This window comes from Pseudomonas sp. GW821-FHT09E04, assembly GCF_059416185.1.
This window is the reverse complement of sequence record NZ_JBWKOR010000002.1, coordinates 256,946-278,672: the sequence shown is the minus strand read 5'-3', so window position 1 is coordinate 278,672 and position 21,727 is coordinate 256,946. Positions and strand designations below refer to the sequence as shown.

The 21,727-nt window shown below is 60.0% G+C and carries 17 protein-coding genes; 9 read left to right on the top strand and 8 right to left on the bottom strand.

Annotated elements, in window-relative coordinates; all coding sequences use genetic code 11:
* Nucleotides 1-37: 37 nt before the first annotated feature.
* The 3 genes from AC07N4_RS07550 to AC07N4_RS07540 all read right to left on the bottom strand — a co-directional run bounded on the left by AC07N4_RS07550 (nucleotide 38) and on the right by AC07N4_RS07540 (nucleotide 3,293).
* Entirely contained in the window at nucleotides 38-1,216 is a 1,179-nt protein-coding gene (locus AC07N4_RS07550; protein ID WP_493065454.1) for a vWA domain-containing protein, read from the bottom strand.
* Between the two features lie 12 nt (nucleotides 1,217-1,228).
* Entirely contained in the window at nucleotides 1,229-2,074 is an 846-nt protein-coding gene (locus AC07N4_RS07545) for an AAA family ATPase (protein ID WP_007911294.1), read from the bottom strand.
* A 142-nt stretch (nucleotides 2,075-2,216) separates the two neighbouring features.
* Nucleotides 2,217-3,293, bottom strand: coding sequence for a DUF748 domain-containing protein (locus tag AC07N4_RS07540; RefSeq protein ID WP_493065455.1), 1,077 nt, complete (start codon nucleotides 3,291-3,293; stop codon nucleotides 2,217-2,219).
* A gap of 128 nt (nucleotides 3,294-3,421) precedes the next feature.
* Here AC07N4_RS07540 and cysK point away from each other — a divergent pair, with 128 nt between their 5' ends.
* The gene (cysK, locus tag AC07N4_RS07535; protein WP_493065456.1) at nucleotides 3,422-4,396 is read left to right on the top strand and encodes a cysteine synthase A; all 975 of its coding nucleotides are present in this window, start codon (nucleotides 3,422-3,424) and stop codon (nucleotides 4,394-4,396) included.
* Nucleotides 4,397-4,583: 187 nt separating this feature from the next.
* Nucleotides 4,584-5,522, top strand: coding sequence for an aspartyl/asparaginyl beta-hydroxylase domain-containing protein (locus AC07N4_RS07530; protein ID WP_096819371.1), 939 nt, complete (start codon nucleotides 4,584-4,586; stop codon nucleotides 5,520-5,522).
* A gap of 60 nt (nucleotides 5,523-5,582) precedes the next feature.
* Here the strand turns inward: AC07N4_RS07530 and AC07N4_RS07525 are convergent, their stop codons facing one another.
* Nucleotides 5,583-5,780: a hypothetical protein gene (locus AC07N4_RS07525; RefSeq protein WP_493065457.1), complete on the bottom strand. Its 198-nt coding sequence runs from the start codon at nucleotides 5,778-5,780 to the stop codon at nucleotides 5,583-5,585.
* Complete coding sequence (locus tag AC07N4_RS07520) at nucleotides 5,777-6,223, bottom strand: hypothetical protein (protein WP_493065458.1); 447 nt, start codon at nucleotides 6,221-6,223, stop codon at nucleotides 5,777-5,779. Before AC07N4_RS07520 ends, AC07N4_RS07525 begins: the two co-directional genes overlap by 4 nt.
* Nucleotides 6,224-6,754: 531 nt before the next feature.
* Here AC07N4_RS07520 and AC07N4_RS07515 point away from each other — a divergent pair.
* The gene (locus AC07N4_RS07515; RefSeq protein ID WP_493065459.1) at nucleotides 6,755-7,618 is read left to right on the top strand and encodes a DMT family transporter; all 864 of its coding nucleotides are present in this window, start codon (nucleotides 6,755-6,757) and stop codon (nucleotides 7,616-7,618) included.
* A gap of 57 nt (nucleotides 7,619-7,675) precedes the next feature.
* Here the strand turns inward: AC07N4_RS07515 and AC07N4_RS07510 are convergent, their stop codons facing one another.
* Both AC07N4_RS07510 and AC07N4_RS07505 read right to left on the bottom strand, forming a co-directional pair.
* Nucleotides 7,676-8,584 (bottom strand): DMT family transporter, encoded by a 909-nt coding sequence (locus AC07N4_RS07510; protein WP_096819367.1) that lies wholly within the window; start codon nucleotides 8,582-8,584, stop codon nucleotides 7,676-7,678.
* 84 nt (nucleotides 8,585-8,668) lie between these two features.
* Nucleotides 8,669-10,294: a methyl-accepting chemotaxis protein gene (locus AC07N4_RS07505; protein WP_102620237.1), complete on the bottom strand. Its 1,626-nt coding sequence runs from the start codon at nucleotides 10,292-10,294 to the stop codon at nucleotides 8,669-8,671.
* Between the two features lie 417 nt (nucleotides 10,295-10,711).
* On the opposite strand from AC07N4_RS07505, the gene aceK reads away from it, so the two are divergent.
* The 5 genes from aceK to AC07N4_RS07480 all read left to right on the top strand — a co-directional run bounded on the left by aceK (nucleotide 10,712) and on the right by AC07N4_RS07480 (nucleotide 18,845).
* Nucleotides 10,712-12,433 (top strand): bifunctional isocitrate dehydrogenase kinase/phosphatase, encoded by a 1,722-nt coding sequence (gene aceK / locus AC07N4_RS07500; protein WP_493065460.1) that lies wholly within the window; start codon nucleotides 10,712-10,714, stop codon nucleotides 12,431-12,433.
* A gap of 135 nt (nucleotides 12,434-12,568) precedes the next feature.
* Nucleotides 12,569-16,480, top strand: coding sequence for an ATP-dependent RNA helicase HrpA (gene hrpA / locus AC07N4_RS07495; protein WP_493065461.1), 3,912 nt, complete (start codon nucleotides 12,569-12,571; stop codon nucleotides 16,478-16,480).
* Between the two features lie 318 nt (nucleotides 16,481-16,798).
* Nucleotides 16,799-17,920, top strand: coding sequence for a beta-ketoacyl-ACP synthase III (locus AC07N4_RS07490; RefSeq protein WP_096819363.1), 1,122 nt, complete (start codon nucleotides 16,799-16,801; stop codon nucleotides 17,918-17,920).
* An 80-nt stretch (nucleotides 17,921-18,000) separates the two neighbouring features.
* The gene (locus AC07N4_RS07485) at nucleotides 18,001-18,615 is read left to right on the top strand and encodes an RNA polymerase sigma factor (protein WP_102620240.1); all 615 of its coding nucleotides are present in this window, start codon (nucleotides 18,001-18,003) and stop codon (nucleotides 18,613-18,615) included.
* Nucleotides 18,609-18,845, top strand: coding sequence for an anti-sigma factor family protein (locus AC07N4_RS07480; protein WP_096819361.1), 237 nt, complete (start codon nucleotides 18,609-18,611; stop codon nucleotides 18,843-18,845). Before AC07N4_RS07485 ends, AC07N4_RS07480 begins: the two co-directional genes overlap by 7 nt.
* Nucleotides 18,846-18,980: 135 nt before the next feature.
* On the opposite strand, the gene AC07N4_RS07475 is transcribed toward AC07N4_RS07480, so the two are convergent.
* Nucleotides 18,981-20,312, bottom strand: coding sequence for a putative porin (locus AC07N4_RS07475; protein WP_096819360.1), 1,332 nt, complete (start codon nucleotides 20,310-20,312; stop codon nucleotides 18,981-18,983).
* Nucleotides 20,313-20,592: 280 nt separating this feature from the next.
* Here AC07N4_RS07475 and AC07N4_RS07470 point away from each other — a divergent pair, with 280 nt between their 5' ends.
* Entirely contained in the window at nucleotides 20,593-21,717 is a 1,125-nt protein-coding gene (locus AC07N4_RS07470) for a GNAT family N-acetyltransferase (protein ID WP_096819359.1), read from the top strand.
* Nucleotides 21,718-21,727 lie beyond the last annotated feature (10 nt).

The window sequence follows — 21,727 nt, the reverse complement described above, 5'->3', positions numbered from 1 at the left end:
TTGATGCATTCCCACGCAGAGCATGGGAACGATCCGCTTACTTGGACAGAAACCGCATCCCTTCTTCCAGCCCGCGCAACGTCAGCGGATACATCTGATCCTCGATCAGATCCCGCACGATATTGGTCGATGAGGTGTAGCCCCACGTATCTTTCGGGTATGGGTTGATCCAGATGAGCTTCTTGTACTTTTCCATGAAGCGCTGCATCCACACGTAACCCGGCTCTTCGTTCCAGTGTTCGACGCTGCCGCCGGCCTGGGTGATTTCATAGGGCGCCATTGCAGCGTCACCGATGAAGATCACTTTGTAGTCGGCGCCGTACTTGTGCAGCAGATCCTGGGTCGAGGTGCGCTCGGAGGTGCGGCGCATGTTGTTCTTCCACACCGATTCATAAATGAAGTTGTGGAAGTAGAAGTACTCCAGATGCTTGAACTCGGTCTTGCAGGCCGAGAACAGTTCCTCGCAGATCTTCACGTGGGCATCCATCGAACCGCCGATGTCGAACAGCAGCAACAGTTTCACCGTGTTGCGCCGCTCCGGGCGCATCTGGATGTTCAGCAGGCCGGCGTCCTTGGCGGTGTGCTCGATGGTGCCGTCGATATCCAGCTCTTCCGCCGCGCCCTGACGAGCGAATTTACGCAGGCGGCGCAGGGCGACCTTGATGTTGCGGGTGCCCAGTTCCACCGAGTCGTCGAGATTCTTGTACTCGCGCTGATCCCAGACTTTCACCGCTTTGCCCTGGCGCTTGCCGGCATCGCCGACCCGGATGCCTTCCGGGTTGAAACCGCCGGAGCCGAACGGGCTGGTGCCGCCGGTGCCGATCCATTTGTTGCCGCCGGCGTGGCGTTCTTTCTGTTCTTCCAGGCGTTTCTTGAATTCTTCGATCAGCTTGTCCAGGCCGCCGAGGGATTGGATCTGTGCGCGTTCCTCGTCGGTCAGCGAACGCTCGAACTCCTTGCGCAGCCAGTCTTCGGGAATCAGCGCCTGCAAGTGGTCGTCGAGTTTTTCCAGGCCGTTGAAGTAGGCGCCGAACGCACGGTCGAACTTGTCGAAATGCCGTTCGTCCTTCACCAGAATCGCTCGGGACAAGTAGTAAAACTCGTCCATGTCGGCGAACGTCACGCGCTGTTTCAGCGCGTTGATCAGGTCGAGCAGCTCGCGCACCGACACCGGCACCTTGGCTGCACGCATTTCGTTGAACAGGTTGAGCAACATGGCGTCAGCCTCTTAGCGGGTGCCGCGACGGCTCATGAACGCCAGGCGTTCAAGCAGTTGCACGTCCTGTTCGTTCTTCACCAGCGCACCGGCCAGCGGCGGGATGGCTTTGGTCGGATCGCGTTCGCGCAGCACCGCTTCGCCGATGTTGTCGGCCATCAGCAGTTTCAGCCAGTCCACCAGTTCCGAGGTCGACGGCTTCTTCTTCAGGCCCGGCACCTTGCGCACGTCGAAGAACACGTCCAGCGCTTCGCTGACCAGGTCCTTCTTGATGTCCGGGTAGTGAACGTCGACGATTTTCTGCAGGGTGGTGCGGTCCGGGAACGCGATGTAGTGGAAGAAGCAGCGGCGCAGGAAGGCGTCCGGCAGCTCTTTCTCGTTGTTGGAGGTAATGATGATGATCGGACGCTTCTTGGCCTTGATGGTCTCGTCGATCTCGTAAACGTAGAACTCCATCTTGTCGAGTTCTTGCAACAGATCGTTGGGGAACTCGATGTCAGCCTTGTCGATTTCGTCGATCAGCAGAATCACGCGTTCTTCAGACTCGAACGCCTCCCAGAGCTTGCCCTTCTTCAGGTAGTTGCGCACGTCGTGGACTTTTTCATTGCCCAGTTGCGAGTCGCGCAGACGGCTGACCGCATCGTACTCGTACAGGCCCTGATGGGCCTTGGTGGTGGACTTGATGTGCCAGGTGATCAGCTTGGCGCCGAACGATTCGGCCAGTTGCTCGGCGAGCATGGTCTTGCCGGTGCCCGGCTCGCCCTTGACCAGCAGCGGCCGCTCCAGGGTGATGGCGGCGTTGACCGCCAGCTTCAGGTCATCGGTGGCGACGTAGGCCTGGGTGCCTTCGAACTTCATCTGCTAATCCTCGAACGGTAACGCCGACCTGAACGGGCAGGGCGGGGGCGAAATAATCGGATGCCCGACTATAACGCGCGGCCCGGTCGACTGTGAACGCAGACGGCTTATTCAGTCTCTGAATGGGGCGTCACATGTTGACTCAACCCGCATCCGGCTTCGGACGCTCATACCGGGCATTGAATGCCTGGATGAATCCATTGCGCAAAATCTGCAAAAACGCTTCGAACGCGCTGATATCTTGCTGATGGACGCTGCCGCTGAGTTCGACCTTGGTTGCGAACTGGTTTTTGGCCTGATTCTTCAGCACGGTTTCAGTACCACCAACCAGCGCCTCCCAGACTGATCTGAAAATGCTTTTGTTCTTGTTTTCCACGTCCTGTTGCCAGTTGAACACTTCGACATCCCGCAGCAACGGCTTGATGTAGCCCGTCAGCTGGGCTTTTTTGGCCTGGGCCTCGATGACCACGTCGCCGTGGCCGGCGCTGAAGTCGAACTTGCCATAGGCCGAGGCGAAGTCGTTCATGCGCTTGAGTTCGAGGTCACGGGCGCGCAGGCGAAATTCGAAATCCTCGAAATTGCTCAGCGGGTCGAAGGTGGCGGAGGTTTCCAGTGGCGCCTGGCCCAGCAGCAGGGCCTTGCCTTCGAAGCGGGCATCACGCTTGCCCTGGGTGTCGACGACGTTGGTCAGGTTGTAAATGCTCGCTTCGACGTTCGTAGCGTTCATGTTCACGGGCGGTTTCGAGTTGAAGTTGCGGAAGCTGATGCGGCCATCATTGATCTGCACTTCGTCGAGGGTGATCGGTAGCAGCTTGCCCAACTGCGCGCGCCAGTCAGTGCCTTTACCGGTCTGGGAGTTCTGTTTGTTGGCACCGCCATCGACGAAATTGACTTCGGGTCTGAAGAACTTCACCTGCGCTACTACCGCGTGGTCGTACCACAGCGAATGCCAGCTCACAGACAGGTCGATCAACGGTGCGTTGACGAACGGCACCGGCACCTTGCCGTCGACCTTGACGATCTTCAGTCCGTTGATCTTGTACGCACCGCGCCACAGGGCCAGGTCCACATCGGTGACCTGCCCACGGTAGTCGCCCATGTTGGCCAGCTTGTCATTCAGATAGTCGCGCACGAGAAAGGGCAGGGCGATGTGCAGGGCGATCAGTAGCACAACGATAGTGGCGAGGATCCACAACGGCCAGCGGTAGCGACGCTTCATGGCGGCAATTCCCGAACGGTGTTAAGCGATGGACTGCCGCCTGTAGCAGACGTTCGACCCGACTGGACTGGCAGGAGCAACAGGCTTACCTTGGAGAGCTGAATTCAACGCTGCATAAGGACCCAGCCATGAGCCGCATTTTTGCTGACAACGCCCATTCCATCGGCAATACGCCGCTGGTGCAGATCAACCGCATTGCGCCCCGTGGCGTGACCATCCTGGCCAAGATCGAAGGTCGCAACCCGGGCTATTCGGTGAAGTGCCGGATCGGCGCGAACATGATCTGGGACGCCGAAAGCAGCGGCAAACTCAAGCCGGGCATGACCATCGTCGAGCCGACCTCGGGCAACACCGGCATCGGCCTGGCCTTTGTGGCGGCCGCTCGCGGTTACAAATTGATGCTGACCATGCCGGCCTCGATGAGCATCGAGCGGCGCAAGGTGCTCAAGGCGCTGGGTGCCGAGCTGGTATTGACCGAGCCCGCCAAAGGCATGAAAGGCGCAATCGAAAAGGCCAACGAGATCGTCGCCAGCGACGCGGGCAAATACTTCATGCCGTCCCAGTTCGACAACCCGGCCAACCCGGCCATCCACGAAAAAACCACCGGTCCGGAAATCTGGAACGACACCGACGGTGCGATCGATGTACTGGTGGCGGGCGTCGGCACCGGCGGAACCATCACCGGTGTGTCGCGGTATATCAAGAATACGGCGGGCAAACCGATTATCTCGGTGGCGGTGGAGCCGGTGTCTTCGCCCGTGATCACTCAGGCGCTGGCCGGCGAAGAGATCAAGCCGAGCCCGCACAAGATTCAGGGCATTGGCGCCGGTTTCGTACCAAAGAACCTGGATCTGTCGATGGTCGACCGGGTCGAGCGCGTGACTGATGAAGAGTCCAAGACGATGGCCTTGCGCCTGATGCAGGAGGAAGGGATCTTGTGCGGCATTTCCTGCGGTGCCGCGATGGCCGTTGCAGTGCGCCTGGCGGAAACCCCGGAAATGCAGGGCAAGACCATTGTGGTGGTGCTGCCGGACTCCGGTGAGCGTTATCTGTCGAGCATGCTGTTCAGCGATCTGTTCACCGATCAGGAAAACCAGCAGTAAGCGTCCCGTTGATTCAGGTCAGCCAGGGTTCAGGACCGTTATGTTAATTAATGCTTTGTTGCGCAATTCTTAACACTGAATCTTGGGTCGGGCGGGTTTTTCCCGGAGCCGGTAGTGTTTATCATGGCCGGCCGCCATGTCGGGTAAATGACATTGCGTGGCGTTGTCTTTTTTCAAGGAGTTGTTGATGACCTTTTCGTTAGCCGCCAAGGTGTCGGTGTTGCTGCTGTTTGTGGGCAGCATCCTCTACGTGCATTTGCGCGGCAAGGCGCGTTTGCCGGTGCTGCGTCAGTTCGTCAACCATTCGGCGCTGTTCGCTCCGTACAACGCGTTGATGTACCTGTTCTCCGGCGTGCCGTCCAAGCCCTATCTGGATCGCAGCAAGTTTCCGGAACTGGACGTGCTGCGCGACAACTGGGAAACCATCCGCGACGAAGCGATGCACCTGTTCGACGAGGGCTACATCCGCGCCGCCGAGAAGAACAACGACGCCGGTTTCGGCTCATTCTTCAAGAAGGGCTGGAAGCGTTTCTACCTCAAGTGGTACGACAAACCGCTGCCATCGGCCGAAACCCTGTGCCCGAAGACCGTGGCGCTGGTCAGTGCCATCCCCAACGTCAAGGGCGCGATGTTCGCGCTGTTGCCGGGCGGCAGCCATTTGAACCCGCACCGCGATCCGTTCGCCGGTTCCCTGCGCTATCACCTCGGTCTGTCGACGCCCAACTCCGACGATTGCCGGATCTTCGTCGACGGTCAGGTCTACGCCTGGCGCGACGGTGAGGATGTGATGTTCGACGAGACCTACGTGCACTGGGTCAAGAACGAAACCGAAAAGACCCGCGTCATCCTGTTCTGCGACATCGAGCGTCCGCTGAGCAACCGCCTGATGACCCGCATCAACCGCTTCATCAGCGCCTGGCTGGGTCGCGCCACCGCACCGCAGAACCTCGACGACGAACGCGTCGGCGGGATCAACCAGGCTTATGCCTGGACCAAGAACTTCAGCGACCGGTTCAGCGGTGTGGTCAAACAGTGGAAACGCCGCAATCCAAAGGCCTACCGCGTAATGCGGCCGGTGCTGGCGGTGGTGGTGTTGACGTTGCTGGGGTATTGGCTGTTTGGTTGAGGCTGAATGCAGACGCGTAAAAAAACCGCTCCTTGTGAGCGGTTTTTTATTGTCTGCGAGTCAGCGCCGTCCAGCGAGAACGTCGGGCTCGTCTTCGATACCCGTAATCAGTAGCTGAAGAAAGCGCTGCTGATTGGTTGAGAGCTCAGAGGAGATAAGCTTTTCATCCGTTTTGATTGATCTTTTCTTAGTGGGGGATTTTTTCACAGATTTGCGCATGAGCCCGCCCTCGTTGATCATTACTTGAACAGTTTTCACGATACTTTACTCTCCACTGCGAGGACAAGGCGGCCTTCTAAATCAAATTTGAAGCCGAGTTTTGTATAAACAGGCATTGCCTCTTGTAGCGGCTCCTGGACTTCAATCCACTGACTGCCGATTATCTGCGCAAACTGATCAATGGCTATCATCGCCAAAACCGCAATACGCTTTTTAAGCGGGTGAAACGCTCCGGGTTGTCCCTCCAATCGTACGATTCGAATTCTCTGACGGCTTTTATTCGGGTTGACGAAACACAGTCCGCACAGCTGTTCTTCAAACCAGATCGCGATATCCAGGGACAAGGGTTCTCGTGACTTCCATGTGGCAATCTCTCGCCAGCAAAAATGCGGACTCTCCCAAAGCTCGAACGCGCTCAGTGCTATGGCATCAATAGGTTCGAAGCGGATCTTCGAAAAATCTGCTCCTTCATGAAACTGCATTCTGTGAGTAGCGATACCTGCCTGCTTTCTGGCCTCTGATCGATACAACTGATACCGCAAATACGTCCGTTCTCTTGGCATATGATTTCGAGCATTCCATGTCTCCCCATCAGTGGGTCTAGCCGTTGCTCATCAGCCTATTCAGCTCGGGTCCATCCGTCGCTAGCGGCCCTTTGCCCAACTCATTGCAATCCATGTCGCGGGCTGGTTATAGTCGGCGCTCGTGAGTTCTACGGCTCACCTTTCAACCCTTCAAAAAAGATCAGCCCAATGCCTGCATCCCTCATCAACGCGGTAGTCGATTCAGCGGTCAACGCTGGCGTCGTGCCGTGCGGGAATCAGCAGCCTGTGCAGATCAGTCATTACCCCCCACCTGTCAGTAGCACGCCGGTGTGCGCAGTCGTATCACCGCCGGGCGTTGGCGTTTCGGGCTGATCAGCGTTTTCTGCTGACCCCTGTGCCTGCCTGAAAAAACCTACTGAATTTCAGCTTCGGCTGAGTTGGCTATTTGCCTGACTACAGGTGGTATTCATGTTTGTCCTTTCGAAAAAGTCCGCGCTCGCGGCGGCGTCCACGAGCCTGTTCGTTCTGCTGTGGAGCAGCGGGGCGATCTTCTCCAAGTGGGGGCTGGCCCACGCTTCGCTCTTTGCCTTTCTGCTGATCCGTTTTGTGATTGCCCTGTGCGGGCTGGTGCTGCTGGTGCCGTTGCTCAAGTTGAAGCTGCCCAAGGGTGGCAAGCCGATGCTGTATGCGATGGCCACCGGGGTGGTGCTGTTGGGGGCTTACCAGATCTTCTATCTGCTGGCACTGGACCTGAAGGTCACCCCCGGCGTGATGGCCACCATCATGGGTGTGCAACCGATTCTCACGGTGGTGATCATGGAGCGTCAGCGCTCGGCGAGCCGCATTTTCGGTCTGGCGCTGGGACTGGCCGGTCTGATCATGGTGGTCTACCAGGGCATTGGTCTGGCCGGGATGTCTTTGGCGGGAATGCTGTTCGGTCTGCTGGCACTGGCGAGCATGACGTTCGGCTCGATCATGCAGAAGCGCATCACCGACAATCCCCTCGGCACGCTGCCGGTGCAGTATCTGGCGGGGCTGTTGTTGTGCGGGATCTTCGTGCCGTTCCAGCCTTTTCACTTCGAGCACAGCGCCGGCTTCATCGTGCCGGTGTTGTGGATGGGACTGGTGGTGTCGGTGCTGGCGACCTTGCTGCTGTACCGCCTGATCGCCCGGGGCAATCTGGTGAATGTCACCAGTCTGTTCTATCTGGTACCGGCGGTGACGGCGGTGATGGATTATCTGATCTTCGGCAATCGCCTGGCGGCGTTGAGCGTGTTAGGGATGCTGTTGATCATCGTCGGTCTGGTATTTGTCTTCCGTAAGTCGGCATAAGAAACGCGCATGAAAAAGGCCCGGGAGGAAACTCCCGGGCCTTTTTACATCTGCCGATCAGCGAGTCGCGACTTCTACCGGTTTCACCGCCGCCGGCTTCAACACCAGCCACAGCGCAATCGCGATCAATACCCCGCCATACACGTGGGCCATCGACAGCGGTTCATCGAGAAACAACGCGCCCCACAGCACGCCAAACGGCGGGATCATGAAGGTCACCGTCATCGATTTCACCGGCCCGATGGAGCTCAGCAGGCGGAAGTAGATGATGTAGGCAAATGCGGTGCAGCCCAGACCCAGGCCCAGCAGTGACAGCCAGACATTCCAGCCACCCCAGCTCACCGGCGGCTGAGTGATGACGCTGTAGCCGAACAATGGCAGCAGAAACAACGTCGCACCGAGCATGCTGCCCAGCGCCGAAAGACGGCTGTCGAGCCCGCCGGCCTGATCCAGCCAGCGTCGAGCGAGGAACCCGGCGAAGCCGTAGCAGGTCGTTGCGAGCAGGCAGGCAACAGCGCCCATCAACAGCGGCAGGTCGAACGCGACCGGGCCGGCGCGGGTCAGCACGCCCACACCAAGCAGGCCAAGGAAAACCCCGGCCAGTTTGGCCACTGTGAGTCTTTCGCTGAAGAACAGCCCGCCGATCAACACGCCCATCAGCGGTGTGGTGGCATTGAAGATTGCGGAGTACCCGGCCGGCAGCACCTGGGCGGCGACGGAATACAGGGTGGCCGGAACGCCGGAGTTGATCACACCCAGCAGCATCACGGTCTTGAGTTTGCCTTTGAAGTCCCAGCTGATGCGCATCAGGCCGAGGATCACCAGCAAACCGACCGCCGCGATCGAGACCCGGAAAAATCCGGTAGGAACGGTGCCGATCGTGGGGGCGATGATGCGCATGAACAGGAAGCTCGCACCCCAGATCGCGGCCAGCGACAACATGCGGAAAATATCGACAGGGCTCACGGGCAACTCCTTCCTTGATGGGGACGAGAGTGTTGCCGAGCGCCCTGACGATGGCAACCGCTAAACGGGCATTTAATTTTCCCGTCAGAGCACGAAGCGCGTCACCAGGCCGTTCAGGTCGACGGCCAGGCGCGACAGTTCCTGACTGGCGGCAGACGTTTGGGTCGCACCGGCGGCGGTCTGGGTCGACAGGTCGCGGATGGTCACCAGGTTTTCGTCGACTTCCCGGGCCACCAGCGCCTGTTGTTCGGCGGCGCTGGCGATCACCAGGTTGCGCTGGTTGATCTGCGAAATCGACGCGGTGATTTTCTCCAGTGCATGGCCCGCGCTGTTGGCTCGGCGCAGGGTCTGGCTGGCCTGTTCGGCGCTGCTTTGCAACGCGCCGACGGTGGCGCCGGTGCCTTGCTGGATGCTGCTGATCATCAGCTCGATTTCTTCGGTGGAATTTTGCGTGCGTTGCGCCAGCGAACGGACTTCGTCGGCGACGACTGCAAATCCACGTCCTGCCTCTCCGGCCCGCGCCGCTTCGATGGCGGCGTTGAGTGCCAGCAGGTTGGTCTGCCCGGCGATGCCGCGAATGACCTCCAGCACCTTGCTGATGTCCTGGGCCTGGGTCGCAAGACCCTCAGCCTGTTCGGAGGCGCCGAGCACCGCGCTGACCAGTTCCTGAATCGAGTTGATGGTCTCGCTGACCTGCACGTGCCCGTGCTTGCTGTCTTCGTTCGAGGCTTCGGACGCTTCGGCACTGGACACCGCATTGGCCGCGACTTCATCCACCGCCGTGCTCATCTCGGTAACCGCGGTGGCGGCTTGTTCGATCTGGTCGTTCTGCTGTTGCAGGCCGCGGGTGCTTTGTTCCATCACCGAACTCATTTCCTCGGCGGCGGAGGCCAGTTGCTGGGCTGACTCGCTGATGCCGCGAATGGTCGAGCGCAGATTGCCCTGCATTTCAGCCAGAGCGTTGAGCAACTGCGCGGCTTCGTCCCGGCCCTCGCTGTCGATGCGACCACTGAGGTCTCCCGAGGCAATGCGCCGCGCCACGTTCAGCGCCTGATTGATCGGCGCGGTGATGCTGCGGGTCAGCAACCAGGCCAGCAATAACGTGGCGATCAGGGCGATGACGATGATTGTGGCGACGATCCACAGCGCCTGCTGGTACATCGCCGCCGCAGACCTGGCGGCGGCATCTGCGCCTTGCTGATTGAGGCTGATCATTTGCTCCAGCGTCTTGTCGAGCACCGTGCCCTGGGGCGCCAGTTCATTGGTCAGGCGCGCGTAGGCCTGATCGTTCTGTCCGGCGTCGATCTGCTTGAGGATCTGGTCGAGGATGCTCAGGTACTTGGCCGTGTCGGCGCCCAGACCTTCCAGCATCGCCCGTTCCTGATCGTTGGCGATCAGGGCTTTATGGTCGTCGAGGCGTTTGAGCAATTCCTGGCGTTGCGCGGTGAGAATGCCTTTGCTTCGTTCGCGAATGGCCGCCTGGGTGCTGGTGATCAGGCGCAGGGATTCGAGGCGGATGCTGGCGATGTTCGCTGCCGCGTCATGGATGCTTTCGATGCTGGGCATCCACGATTCTTCAATCACCGCCGCGCTCTCGCGCAGGGTTTTCATCTGTCCCAGGCCGAACAGGCCAACCACCACCAGCAGGCTGGCCAGAACGGCAAAACTCAAACTGGCGCGCAAACCTATGCGCAGATTCCGGATAGACATCAATGTGCTCCTTGGGCATTGGGGGAGAGGTCGTCCTCGTGGGCCGAGGATCTTGTTGTGAGGCGGGTGATGGCGGGCTGTATATCAAAGTGCCAGTATCTTGGTAAGGGCCGTTTTTGATCGACGCCGCGAGGAATGGACAGGCGTGAACACCTCGTGCAAAGGCGCGGACTAGAGATGTCGTTGATAAGTTGGATCCGAAACCCAGAGAAAACGCGGGCTGGCGCCGTGCAGGGGGAAGTGCCGTTCGGGATGTTTACTGACCGAACGGTCGATTCAAAAAACTTTGATAAAAACTGTGTCGCTGTACAACCCGGTCGAGGATTTGGCAGAAATTGCACTTCTCCTGCCCCCGCTTCCGTGGCTAAGCTCAGGCCTTCGAGCGCAGATTCTTCAATTCCCGCAGAGGTCTCATCTATGCCGCAGCAATGGCCAGCCACCGACATCGCCCGCATGATCCTCGATGGCTTTGACGATTACCGCGAGCATTTCCGGCGGATCACCGACGGCGCCCGGGAACGCTTCGAGCAGGCGCGGTGGCAGGAGACGCAAACCGCGTCGGCGGCGCGGATCAACCTCTACGAAGACAAGGTCAACGAAACCATCGCGCGCCTGCGCGAGTATTTCGAGCCGGACACGCTGATGGAGGTCAGTTGCTGGCCGCTGGTGAAAAGCGCCTACATCAGCATCATCGACCTGCGCTTCGACGATGAACTCTCCGAGACCTGGTACAACTCGATTTTCTGCGGCCTGTTCAGCCACGACCTGATCAGCGACGGCTGCATGTTCATCCACACCACCCGGCCAAGTTTGCGTCGCGCCCGGGCGGCACAGACCCGCACCTACAAGCCACAAGGGCAGTTGTCGGGCATGCTCGCGAGCATCTTTGCCGATTACCGTTTCAGCGAGGCGTATGCCGACTTGCCCCGCGACTTGCAGCGCCTGGAAGCGCAACTGCGCGAGAACCTGCCGGACTGGGTGTGCAAGGACCCGGAACTGAGCGTCGAGTTGTTTTCCTCGGTGCTGTACCGCAACAAGGGTGCCTATCTGGTCGGACGCATCTACACCAACGACGATCAGTGGCCGCTGGTGATTCCGCTGTTGCACCGCGAAGGGCGGGGGATACAGATCGACGCGTTGATCACCGACGAAGCCGATGTATCGATCATCTTCTCGTTCACCCGTTCGTATTTCATGGTGGATGTGCCGGTGCCGGCGGAGTTCATCGGCTTCCTCAAACGCATCCTGCCGGGCAAGCACATCGCCGAGCTGTACACCTCGATCGGTTTCTACAAGCACGGTAAATCGGAGTTCTACCGCGCGCTGATCAACCACCTGGCCAACACCGATGACCAATTCATCATGGCGCCGGGCGTGCGCGGTATGGTCATGAGCGTGTTCACGTTGCCGGGCTTCAACACCGTGTTCAAGATCATCAAGGACCGTTTCTCGCCGTCGAAAAACGTCGACCGCGCCACGGTGATCGAGAAGTACCGACTGGTGAAAAGCGTCGACCGCGTCGGGCGCATGGCCGATACCCAGGAGTTCGCCGACTTCCGTTTTCCGCTGAGCAAATTCGATCCGGCGTGTCTGGCGGAATTGCTGGAAGTCGCGTCGTCCACGGTGTCGCTAGAAGGCGAAACCGTGCTGATCCGCCACTGCTGGACCGAACGCCGGATGACCCCGCTGAACCTCTATCTGGACAACGCCAACGAAGCCCAAGTACGCGAAGCGCTGGAGGATTACGGTCTGGCGATCAAGCAACTGGCGGCGGCCAACATCTTCCCCGGCGACATGCTGCTGAAGAACTTTGGCGTCACCCGTCATGGTCGGGTGGTGTTCTACGACTATGACGAAATCTGCTTTCTTACCGAAGCCAACTTCCGTCATATCCCGGCACCCCGCACGCCAGAGGACGAAATGGCCTCCGAACCGTGGTACTCGATCGGTCCGCTGGATGTGTTCCCTGAAGAGTTTCCGCCGTTCCTGTTTGCCGATGCGGCGCAGCGCAAACTGTTCGATCAGTTGCATGGCGAGTTGTACAACGCCGATTACTGGAAGGGCTTGCAGGAGGCGATCCGGGCCGGAAAGGTTATCGACGTCTTTCCGTATCGGCGCAAGGGGCTGGATAACGAATAAAGCAGGCGCAAGCAGCAGGCTACAAGCGTCAAGTCAAAGGCCGCTTTCAACTTGCGGCTTGTAGCTTGGCGCTTGTAGCTGCTTTTCTGCGACAATCGCGTCCTTGCGCCACTAGACGACCGAATTGCGTACCCGATGACCGACGAATCGCCCTCCATCGACAAACTGCTGAAAAACCTCGATCACGCCATGCTCGCCGACCGCCACCGGCTGCGGCGGCAGTTGCTTGAGCTGCGCAAGAAACCCGACGAGGCCAAACTGGCCCAGTGGGTGGCGCGCATGCAGGCGTCCTGCGATCAGGTGCTGGCGCGCAAGGCCAGCCTGCCGGTGATCCGTTACGACGACAGCCTGCCGATTGCAGCCAAGCGTGACGAAATCAAGAAGGCCCTGGAAAAGCACCAGGTGCTGATCATCGCGGGCGAAACCGGCTCGGGTAAAACCACCCAGTTACCGAAAATCTGCCTGGAAATCGGTCGCGGCCAACATGGCCTGATCGGCCACACCCAGCCGCGTCGAATTGCGGCGCGCAGCGTGGCCAGCCGGGTCGCCGAAGAACTCGGTACGCCGCTGGGCGCGCTGGTCGGCTATCAGGTGCGCTTCGAAGACCAGAGCGATTCCAACACCCTGATCAAACTGATGACCGACGGCATTCTGCTGGCGGAAACCCAGAACGACCGCTACCTCGAACGCTACGACACGATCATCGTCGACGAAGCTCACGAACGCAGCCTCAACATCGACTTCCTGCTGGGTTACCTGAAAACCCTGCTGCCGCGCCGTCCGGACCTGAAAGTCATCATCACCTCGGCGACCATCGATCTGGAGCGTTTCTCCAAGCATTTCGATGATGCACCGATTGTCGAAGTGTCCGGCCGCACCTTCCCGGTGGACACCTGGTATCGCCCGCTGACCCTGGAGCAGGACGAAGAGGGCAACCGCGTCGAGGACGATCTGACCGTGGATCAGGCGATCCTCGCCACCCTCGACGAAATCGCCGCCTATGAGCGCAGCGAACGTCGCAGTCCCGGCGACGTGCTGGTGTTCCTGCCCGGCGAGCGCGAGATTCGCGACGCCGCCGATATGTTGCGCAAGGCCCAGCTCAAACACACCGAAATCTTGCCGCTGTACGCGCGCCTGTCGCCGGCCGAGCAGCAGCGGATTTTCCAGTCCCATCCGGGCCGTCGCGTGGTGCTGGCGACCAACGTCGCCGAAACGTCGTTGACCGTGCCGGGTATCCGTTACGTGATCGACAGCGGCACCGCGCGCATCAGCCGCTACAGCTACCGCGCCAAGGTCCAGCGGCTGCCGATCGAAGCAATTTCCCAGGCCAGCGCCAACCAGCGTAAAGGTCGTTGCGGCCGGGTCGAGCCGGGTATCTGCGTGCGCTTGTACAGCGAAGAGGATTTCCTCGGTCGCCCGGAATTTACCGATCCGGAAATCCTGCGCACCAACCTTGCTGCAGTGATCCTGCAGATGCTGCATCTGCGCCTCGGCGAGATCACGGATTTCCCGTTCATCGAGCCGCCGGACGGCAAGGCGATCAGCGACGGTTTCAACCTGCTGCAAGAACTGTCGGCGGTGGATCGCAACAGTCAGCTGACCCCGCTCGGCCGCCAGTTGGCGCGCCTGCCGGTGGACCCGCGCATGGGCCGCATGCTGCTCGAAGCCGCCAAGCTTGGCAGTCTGCAGGAAGTGCTGATCGTCGCCAGCGCCATGTCGATTCAGGACCCACGCGAGCGTCCGCCGGAGCGTCAGCAAGCGGCCGATCAGGCCCACGCCCAGTGGAAGGACATCGATTCGGACTTCGCCGGTCTGGTCAATCTGTGGCGCGGTTTCGAAGAGCAGCGCCAGGCGCTGACGGCGAGCCCGCTGCGCAACTGGTGCCGCAAGAATTTCCTCAACTACCTGCGCTTGCGCGAGTGGCGCGATTCCCATCGTCAGTTGAGCCTGATCTGCCGCGACTTGCAGCTGAGCCTCAATAAAGAGCCGGCGGACTATCCGAAGCTGCACAAAGCGGTACTGGTCGGTCTGCTCAGCCAGATCGGTCAGAAAACCGAGGACGGCGACTATCTTGGCGCCCGTCAGCGGCGGTTCTGGATTCACCCGTCGTCGGGCATCGGCAAGAAGCGCCCGCAGTGGGTGATGACCGCCGAACTGGTGGAAACCACCAAGCTCTATGCGCGGATGGTGGCCAAGATCGACGCCGACTGGATCGAACCGCTGGCCGGGCACCTGATCAAGAAGAACCACTTCGAACCGCACTGGGAGAAGAAGCGCGGCCAGGTTGTGGCGTTCGAACAGATCACTCTGTTCGGGCTGATCGTGGTCGGTCGCCGGCCGGTGCATTACGGGCCGGTGGATCCGGTGGTCTCGCGGGAGCTGTTCATCCGCGAAGGCCTGGTGCGTGGCGAGATTCAGTCCCGGGCCAAATGCCTGATGGCCAACAAGCAACTGCTGGAACAACTCGACGAACTGGAAGCCAAGGCTCGCCGCCGGGACATTCTGGCCGACGAGGAAACCCTGTTCGCGTTCTACGATGCGCGACTGCCGGCGGAGATCCACCAGACCGCGACGTTCGACAGCTGGTATCGCGTCAAAAGCCAGAAAGACCCGCAACTGCTGATCATGCGCGAGGAAGACGTACTGGCCCGCGAAGCCAGCGAAGTCACCGCCCAGCATTACCCGGACACACTGCACATCGGCGACCTGGAACTGGCGCTGAGTTATCACTTCGAACCGAATCACCCGCGTGACGGCGTGACCCTGCGCGTACCGGCACCGCTGTTGCCGATGCTGCCGCCGGAACGCCTGGAATGGCTGGTGCCGGGGCTGATCGAGGCCAAGTGCATTGCGCTGGTGCGCAACCTGCCCAAGGCCTTGCGCAAAAATTTCGTGCCAGTGCCGGACTTCATCAAGGCTGCGCTGCAACGCATGACCTTTGCCGAAGGTTCGTTGCCGCAGGCGCTGGGCCGTGAACTGTTGCGCATGACCGGTGCGCGGGTCAGCGACGAAGCCTGGGCGGAAGCTGAGCAACAGGTCGAAAGCCATCTGCGGATGAACCTGGAAATCGTCGACGGCCAGGGCAAGTTCCTTGGCGAAGGGCGTGATCTGGCGGAGCTGACGGCACGTTTCGCCGAAGCCAGCCAGGCTGCATTGGCCGTGCCGCAGAGCGCGAAAAGCCAGCAACCGGTGGAAGCCAAGGTCTTCGCAGCGGTGGCGGAAAAGACTCAGCAGAAGATTGCCGGGCTGTCGATGACGGTCTATCCGGCGCTGGTGGAGGAGGGCGGTACGGTCAAGGAAGGTCGCTTCTCGACCCCGGCCGAAGCCGAGTTCCAGCATCGCCGCGCCTTGCAGCGACTGTTGATGCAGCAACTGGCTGAACCGGCCAAGTTCCTGCGCGGCAAGTTGCCGGGCCTGACCGAACTGGGCTTGTTGTACCGCGAACTGGGCCGGGTCGATGCGCTGGTGGAAGACATTCTGCTGGCCAGCCTCGACAGCTGCATTCTTGATGGCGAAGATCCGTTGCCTCGTGACGGCGCAGGGCTGGCCGCGTTGGCCGAGCGCAAGCGTGGCAGTTGGACCGAGCACGCCGAACGGGTGGCGCGTCTGACCCTGGAAATCCTCAAGCTCTGGCACGGTCTGCAAAAACGCTTCAAGGGCAAGATCGACCTGGCTCAGGCGGTGGCGCTTAACGACATCAAGCTGCAGCTCAGCCATCTGGTGTATCCGGGCTTCGTCCGCGAAACGCCGATGCTGTGGCTCAAGGAGTTGCCGCGTTATCTGAAGGCCGTCGAGCAACGTTTCGAGAAGCTTGGCGCACAGGTGCAGAAGGATCGGGTCTGGAGCGGCGAGCTCGCCGGGCTCTGGACGCAATACCAGACGCGCGCGGCCAAACATGCTCAGGAAGGCAAACGCGATCCGCAGCTCGAGCTGTATCGCTGGTGGCTGGAAGAGTATCGGGTTTCGCTGTTCGCCCAGCAGTTGGGGACGAAAGTGCCGATCTCCGACAAGCGCCTGAACAAACAGTGGACACAGGTCGAACCCTAGCGAGTGCCTGATCGCTCCCACGCTCTGCGTGGTAGCGCTTCCCCGGACGCTCTGCGTCCGCTTTTGGGACGCGGAGCGTCCCTGGCTGCATTCCCACGCGGAGCGTGGGAACGATCACCAAAAGGCGCCAAATGCCAAGGTTTATGGCAAACTTCGCGCCTATAAACGCCGGCCCCGCGGTTTTGAGCCTTGTCAGCCGCGGGCGAGGTCGGAATAAAGCGATGCCAGGTTTTTGCGTCCCCTCTATGGGAATAGACCCTTTGCGTGTTGGCACGTCGGTGCCAGCACTTTCTGCCTGAACAGATTAGAGAAACGACCATGCATAACGTCGTCATCAGCGGCACCGGCCTGTACACCCCGGCCAACAGCATCTCCAACGAAGAGCTGGTGCAGTCTTTCAATACCTACGTCGCGCAGTTCAACGCCGACAACGCTGACGCTATTGCCAGCGGTGAAATCCAGGCCCTGACCGAATCCAGTGCCGCGTTTATCGAAAAAGCCTCGGGCATCAAGAGCCGCTTTGTCATGGACAAGGACGGCATTCTCGACCCTGCGCGCATGGCGCCACGCCTGCCGGAGCGTTCCAACGACGAGTGGTCGGTGCTCTGCCAGATGGCCATCGGCGCTGCCGAACAAGCCCTGCAGCGTGCCGGCAAGACCGCCGCCGACATCGACGGTGTGATCGTCGCCTGCTCCAACCTGCAACGCGCCTACCCGGCCATCGCCATCGAAGTCCAGGAAGCACTGGGCATCCAGGGTTTCGGTTTCGACATGAACGTCGCCTGCTCGTCGGCGACCTTCGGCATCCAGCAAGCCGCCAACACCGTGCAACTGGGCCAGGCCCGGGCGATCCTGATGGTCAACCCGGAAGTCTGCACCGGTCACCTGAACTTCCGCGACCGCGACAGCCACTTCATCTTCGGTGACGCCGCCACCGCCGTCGTCATCGAGCGTGCCGATACGGCGACGTCGAAACACCAGTTCGACGTGGTCAGCACCAAACTGCTGACCAAGTTCTCCAACAACATCCGTAACAACTTCGGCTTCCTCAACCGCGCGGCGGAAGAGGGCATCGGTGCCCGCGACAAACTGTTCGTGCAGGAAGGCCGCAAGGTGTTCAAGGATGTCTGCCCGATGGTGGCCGAGCTGATCGGCGAGCATCTGGAAGAGAACAAGCTCAACGTTGGCGACGTGAAGCGTTTCTGGCTGCACCAGGCCAACCTGAGCATGAACCACCTGATCGTGCGCAAGTTGCTGGGCCGCGAAGCCACCGAAGAAGAAGCCCCGGTGATTCTCGACACCTACGCCAACACCAGCTCCGCCGGTTCCGTGATTGCTTTCCACAAGTATCAGGACGATCTGGCGGCCGGTTCGCTGGCGGTACTGAGCTCGTTCGGTGCCGGTTATTCGATTGGTAGCGTGATTCTGCGCAAACGCTGAGTCCGTGTTAAAAGATCGCAGCCTGCGCGCTTCTTCGGGAGCCGTCGCAGGCTGCGATTTTTTTTGCCCGTGAGGTATCGATGGCTGCAACGGATGACACTCAATTGCTCGAACGCCTGCTGGCTGGCGAGCAAAAGGCTTTCAAGGAACTGGTCACCACCTACCAGAGCGCCATGCGCGCGGTGGCCTATGCGATTGTCGGCCAGCGCCACGTCGAAGAAGTGGTGCAGGACGCCTGGCTGTCGGTGGTGCGCCATATCGGTAGCTTCGAGGGCCGCTCCAGTCTCAAGACCTGGCTGCTGACCATCACCGCCAACTCGGCCAAGGGTCGCTACAAGCAGAATCGCCGGGAAGTGCTGATGGATGATCTGCCGTCGCCCCACGGCACCATCGACGACGACCGTTTTTCTCCCGGCGACGGTCACTGGCTGGTCGCACCGTTCGCCTGGCACCAGGACACGCCCGAAGCGCTGCTCACCGAGAATGAACTGCGCGAATGCCTGGAGCACACGCTGCTGAGCCTGTCAGAACTGCAAAGCAGTGTGCTGTTGCTGCGCGAGCGTCAGGGCCTGGAGCTGGAAGAGATCTGTAATCTTCTGGAGATCTCGCTCTCCAATGTCCGTGTGCTGCTGCATCGGGCACGCTTGAAGGTCTTCGCGACCGTGGAACATTTTGAGGAGACCGGCGAATGTTGACCTGCAAGGAGCAAGTGGCACGATCCAGCGATTATCTCGATGGCCAATTGAGCTTTCGCGAGAAGCTGATGGTGCGTCATCACCTGATGTTCTGCCCCAATTGCCGGCGTTTCATTCGCCAGATGCGGCTGATGCAGGCGACGTTGCGCAAGATGCCGGAGAAACCGGAAGGGGATCTGGACGCATTGGCCGAGCGCTTGGCCGAGCAGCGACGAAAAGACAATTCCTGAGGCAAAAAACAGCCCGGCACAACAGCGGCGAACGGATGATGGGGATCGCTGCTGCTGCGCCGGGCTGTAGGAGAAAAGCAGCTTCAAGCGACAAGTGAGGCATTCACTCGCGGCTTGAAGCCTGGCATTGCTGTTTTAGAACTTGGCTTCGGCATCCAGTTGCAGGGTGTTGATGTCGGAGTCAGTCTTCTTGAGGCTGGCGTTGGTGTAGTCCGAGTTAGCCATGAAATACGTGGCGCCCAGGGTGAAGTTCTTGTCCAGCTCGTAGCTCACTTTCAGCTTGCTGCCGCGCGAACCGGTGTAGCCGTTGGCGAAGTCGGAGTCGGTGAAGGCACCCACCACAGCGTTACGCTGTACGTCGCGGTAGTTGTAGTCGATCCCGAAGCCGTAAACCTTGGTCTTGACGCCGGCCAGCCAGCCAGTGTCCTGGTCGTTGCTGGCGTCGTTGTTGTTGACGTACTGACCGTAGATCGACAGCGGTACTGGCAGGTTGGCGACGTCCAGCTGACCAAAGCCTTCATACAGTTTGAAGGTTTCGTTCGGGCTGTTGCCGTTGACGGCCAGGGCGCATGGCGCGGTCACGGTGCCGGTGGTCGGGCAGGCACTGTCCTTGTCGTTGTCGTAGGAATAGATACTGCCGCCCAGGGTCAGTTTCAGGCTGTCGGTCAGTGCGAAACGACCGCCCAACTGGCCGGCGTACAGGCGCAGGTCGTGCTTGAACTGCACGCCTTCGCCATCGACGTTGTCCTTGAGGGTGTAGTGACCGGCGCTACCGAACAGCTCGGCGCTGCCGTTCAGCGGGTACTTGTAGGTGACGGCCAGGCCTTCCGGGTTGATGTCGCTGTCCCAGATGATGTCGCCCATGCTCACCCAAGGCTGGTTCATTTTACCGGCGATCAGGTGCAGGTTCTTGATGGCGTCAGGGTGGTAGTCGACGTAACCCTGGTCGAGCCAGATCTGCTTCTTGTCGAAGTAGTTGTTCAGGTCCTGGTTGGTGGAGCGGGCGTCGTCGCTGCTGCCGGTGGCGATACGGATACCGGTGTCCACCTGCGGGTTGATTTCGGTGTAGGCACCCAGACGGGCACGAATGCGCTGACGGTCCTGGTCCTTGGCGTTCGGTACGCCATCGTTCTTGACGGTTTCCTGACGGAAACGCACGTCGCCTTTGAACTGGGTCTTGGCAGCCCAGGCCAGTTTCTGGTCGAAGGTGCTCAGTTCGTTGGTTTTCTTCGCGGTCGCCGCGATCTGCTCGTTGGTCTCTTGCTGCGCCTGCTGCGCGATTTGCTGGGCCTTCTGATCCTGGGCCAGTTCAGTTTGCAGTTCTACGTACTGCGCCTGGGTAATGGAACCGTTGGCCTTGAGCATTTCGAGCAGTTTGGCGTCGACTGCGGCACTGGCCGGAACACTCATGGCCAGCAACAGGCCACCGCACAGGGCTGCCGCAGTTTTCGTGGAAGCAAGACGCATAGCAATCTCCGAAGATGAGAGGGATGGCTGAACCATCCTGGGCACAACCGACGATTTGAACGTCGGAAAACTGTGTCCGGGTAGAACCCGGCGCTCTAAAAACAGGCGCCAGTATCGCGATGGTTTATGACAGAGCAGTGGCACGATGATGGCAGGTTGATGACGATACAAAACTTCCGTGAACTATTGATTTAGAGCGCTGTCGCGCAATTGGTCGTGTGCAAGATCAAGGCGATGGGCGATACTCGCGAGGCTTTCAGGCCCGGATGTGGAGAGGAAAATGCCGTTGCAGCGCCTGCAAAAACTGTCGGAAATCGAACCGGCGCTCTGGGATGCACTGGTGCCGGACAACCAGCCGTTTCTGCGCCATGCCTTCCTCGGCGCGCTGGAAGACAGCGGCAGTGTCGGCCCGCACACCGGCTGGCAGCCGGAGCATTTGCTGCATGTCGAAGACGGGCGTCTGATCGCGGCACTGCCCGGTTATCGCAAGTGGCATTCCTACGGTGAATACGTGTTCGATCACGGCTGGGCCGATGCCTGCGCCCGCGCCGGCATTGATTACTACCCCAAGTTCCTGAGCGCCGTGCCCTTCAGCCCGGTCAGTGGTCCGCGGTTGCTGGCGGCGAACGTCGAGGACGGATTCGAATTGCTCAAGAGCCTGCCGGGCTATCTGCAAATCGAAGAACTCTCCAGTGCCCACATCAATTTCACTGACCCCTTCACCGACGCTGCCATGGCCGAACAACCGGGCTGGCTGCAACGCATCGGCTGTCAATATCACTGGCAGAATCGCGGTTATCGCGATTTTCAGGACTTTCTCGACGTGCTCAGTTCGCGCAAGCGCAAACAGATGCGCAAGGAGCGCGAGCAAGTGGCGGGGCAGGGCTTCGAATTCGAGTGGCTGGAAGGACGAGAACTGGACGAGGCGCAGTGGGATTTTGTTTACGCCTGCTACGCCAACACCTATGCGGTGCGTCGTCAGGCGCCGTATCTGACACGAGAGTTTTTCAGCCTGCTGGCCGAGCGCATGCCGGAATCGATTCGTGTCGTGCTGGCCAAACAGGGCTCAAGGCCGGTGGCGATGGCCTTCAGTCTGGTGGGCGGCGACAGCTTTTACGGCCGTTACTGGGGTTGCCTGGCCGAGTTCGACCGGCTGCATTTCGAAACCTGTTTCTATCAGGGCATGGACTACGCGATTGCCCAGGGTTTCCAGCGCTTCGACGCCGGCGCCCAGGGCGAACACAAACTGATTCGCGGCTTTGAACCGGTGATCACCCATTCCTGGCACTACCTGCGTCATCCCGGCCTGAAAGCCGCCGTGAAGGATTTCCTTCAGCAGGAACGCGCCGGTGTTCTGGCTTACGCGGAAGAGGCGAGGAGCGCCTTGCCGTATCGGCAAGCCTGATCCTCGCCGC

What these genes read in the sequence shown, in the direction of transcription:
- AC07N4_RS07485 (WP_102620240.1), top strand. Translation starts at nt 18,001, where the DNA reads ATGGCTGCAACGGATGACACTCAATTGCTCGAACGCCTGCTGGCTGGC.
- cysK (WP_493065456.1), top strand. Translation starts at nt 3,422, where the DNA reads ATGAGCCGCATTTTTGCTGACAACGCCCATTCCATCGGCAATACGCCG.
- AC07N4_RS07520 (WP_493065458.1), bottom strand. Translation starts at nt 6,223, where the DNA reads ATGCAGTTTCATGAAGGAGCAGATTTTTCGAAGATCCGCTTCGAACCT.
- AC07N4_RS07550 (WP_493065454.1), bottom strand. Translation starts at nt 1,216, where the DNA reads ATGTTGCTCAACCTGTTCAACGAAATGCGTGCAGCCAAGGTGCCGGTG.
- AC07N4_RS07480 (WP_096819361.1), top strand. Translation starts at nt 18,609, where the DNA reads ATGTTGACCTGCAAGGAGCAAGTGGCACGATCCAGCGATTATCTCGAT.
- AC07N4_RS07470 (WP_096819359.1), top strand. Translation starts at nt 20,593, where the DNA reads ATGCCGTTGCAGCGCCTGCAAAAACTGTCGGAAATCGAACCGGCGCTC.
- AC07N4_RS07475 (WP_096819360.1), bottom strand. Translation starts at nt 20,312, where the DNA reads ATGCGTCTTGCTTCCACGAAAACTGCGGCAGCCCTGTGCGGTGGCCTG.
- AC07N4_RS07545 (WP_007911294.1), bottom strand. Translation starts at nt 2,074, where the DNA reads ATGAAGTTCGAAGGCACCCAGGCCTACGTCGCCACCGATGACCTGAAG.
- AC07N4_RS07515 (WP_493065459.1), top strand. Translation starts at nt 6,755, where the DNA reads ATGTTTGTCCTTTCGAAAAAGTCCGCGCTCGCGGCGGCGTCCACGAGC.
- AC07N4_RS07490 (WP_096819363.1), top strand. Translation starts at nt 16,799, where the DNA reads ATGCATAACGTCGTCATCAGCGGCACCGGCCTGTACACCCCGGCCAAC.
- AC07N4_RS07505 (WP_102620237.1), bottom strand. Translation starts at nt 10,294, where the DNA reads ATGTCTATCCGGAATCTGCGCATAGGTTTGCGCGCCAGTTTGAGTTTT.
- hrpA (WP_493065461.1), top strand. Translation starts at nt 12,569, where the DNA reads ATGACCGACGAATCGCCCTCCATCGACAAACTGCTGAAAAACCTCGAT.
- AC07N4_RS07530 (WP_096819371.1), top strand. Translation starts at nt 4,584, where the DNA reads ATGACCTTTTCGTTAGCCGCCAAGGTGTCGGTGTTGCTGCTGTTTGTG.
- aceK (WP_493065460.1), top strand. Translation starts at nt 10,712, where the DNA reads ATGCCGCAGCAATGGCCAGCCACCGACATCGCCCGCATGATCCTCGAT.
- AC07N4_RS07540 (WP_493065455.1), bottom strand. Translation starts at nt 3,293, where the DNA reads ATGAAGCGTCGCTACCGCTGGCCGTTGTGGATCCTCGCCACTATCGTT.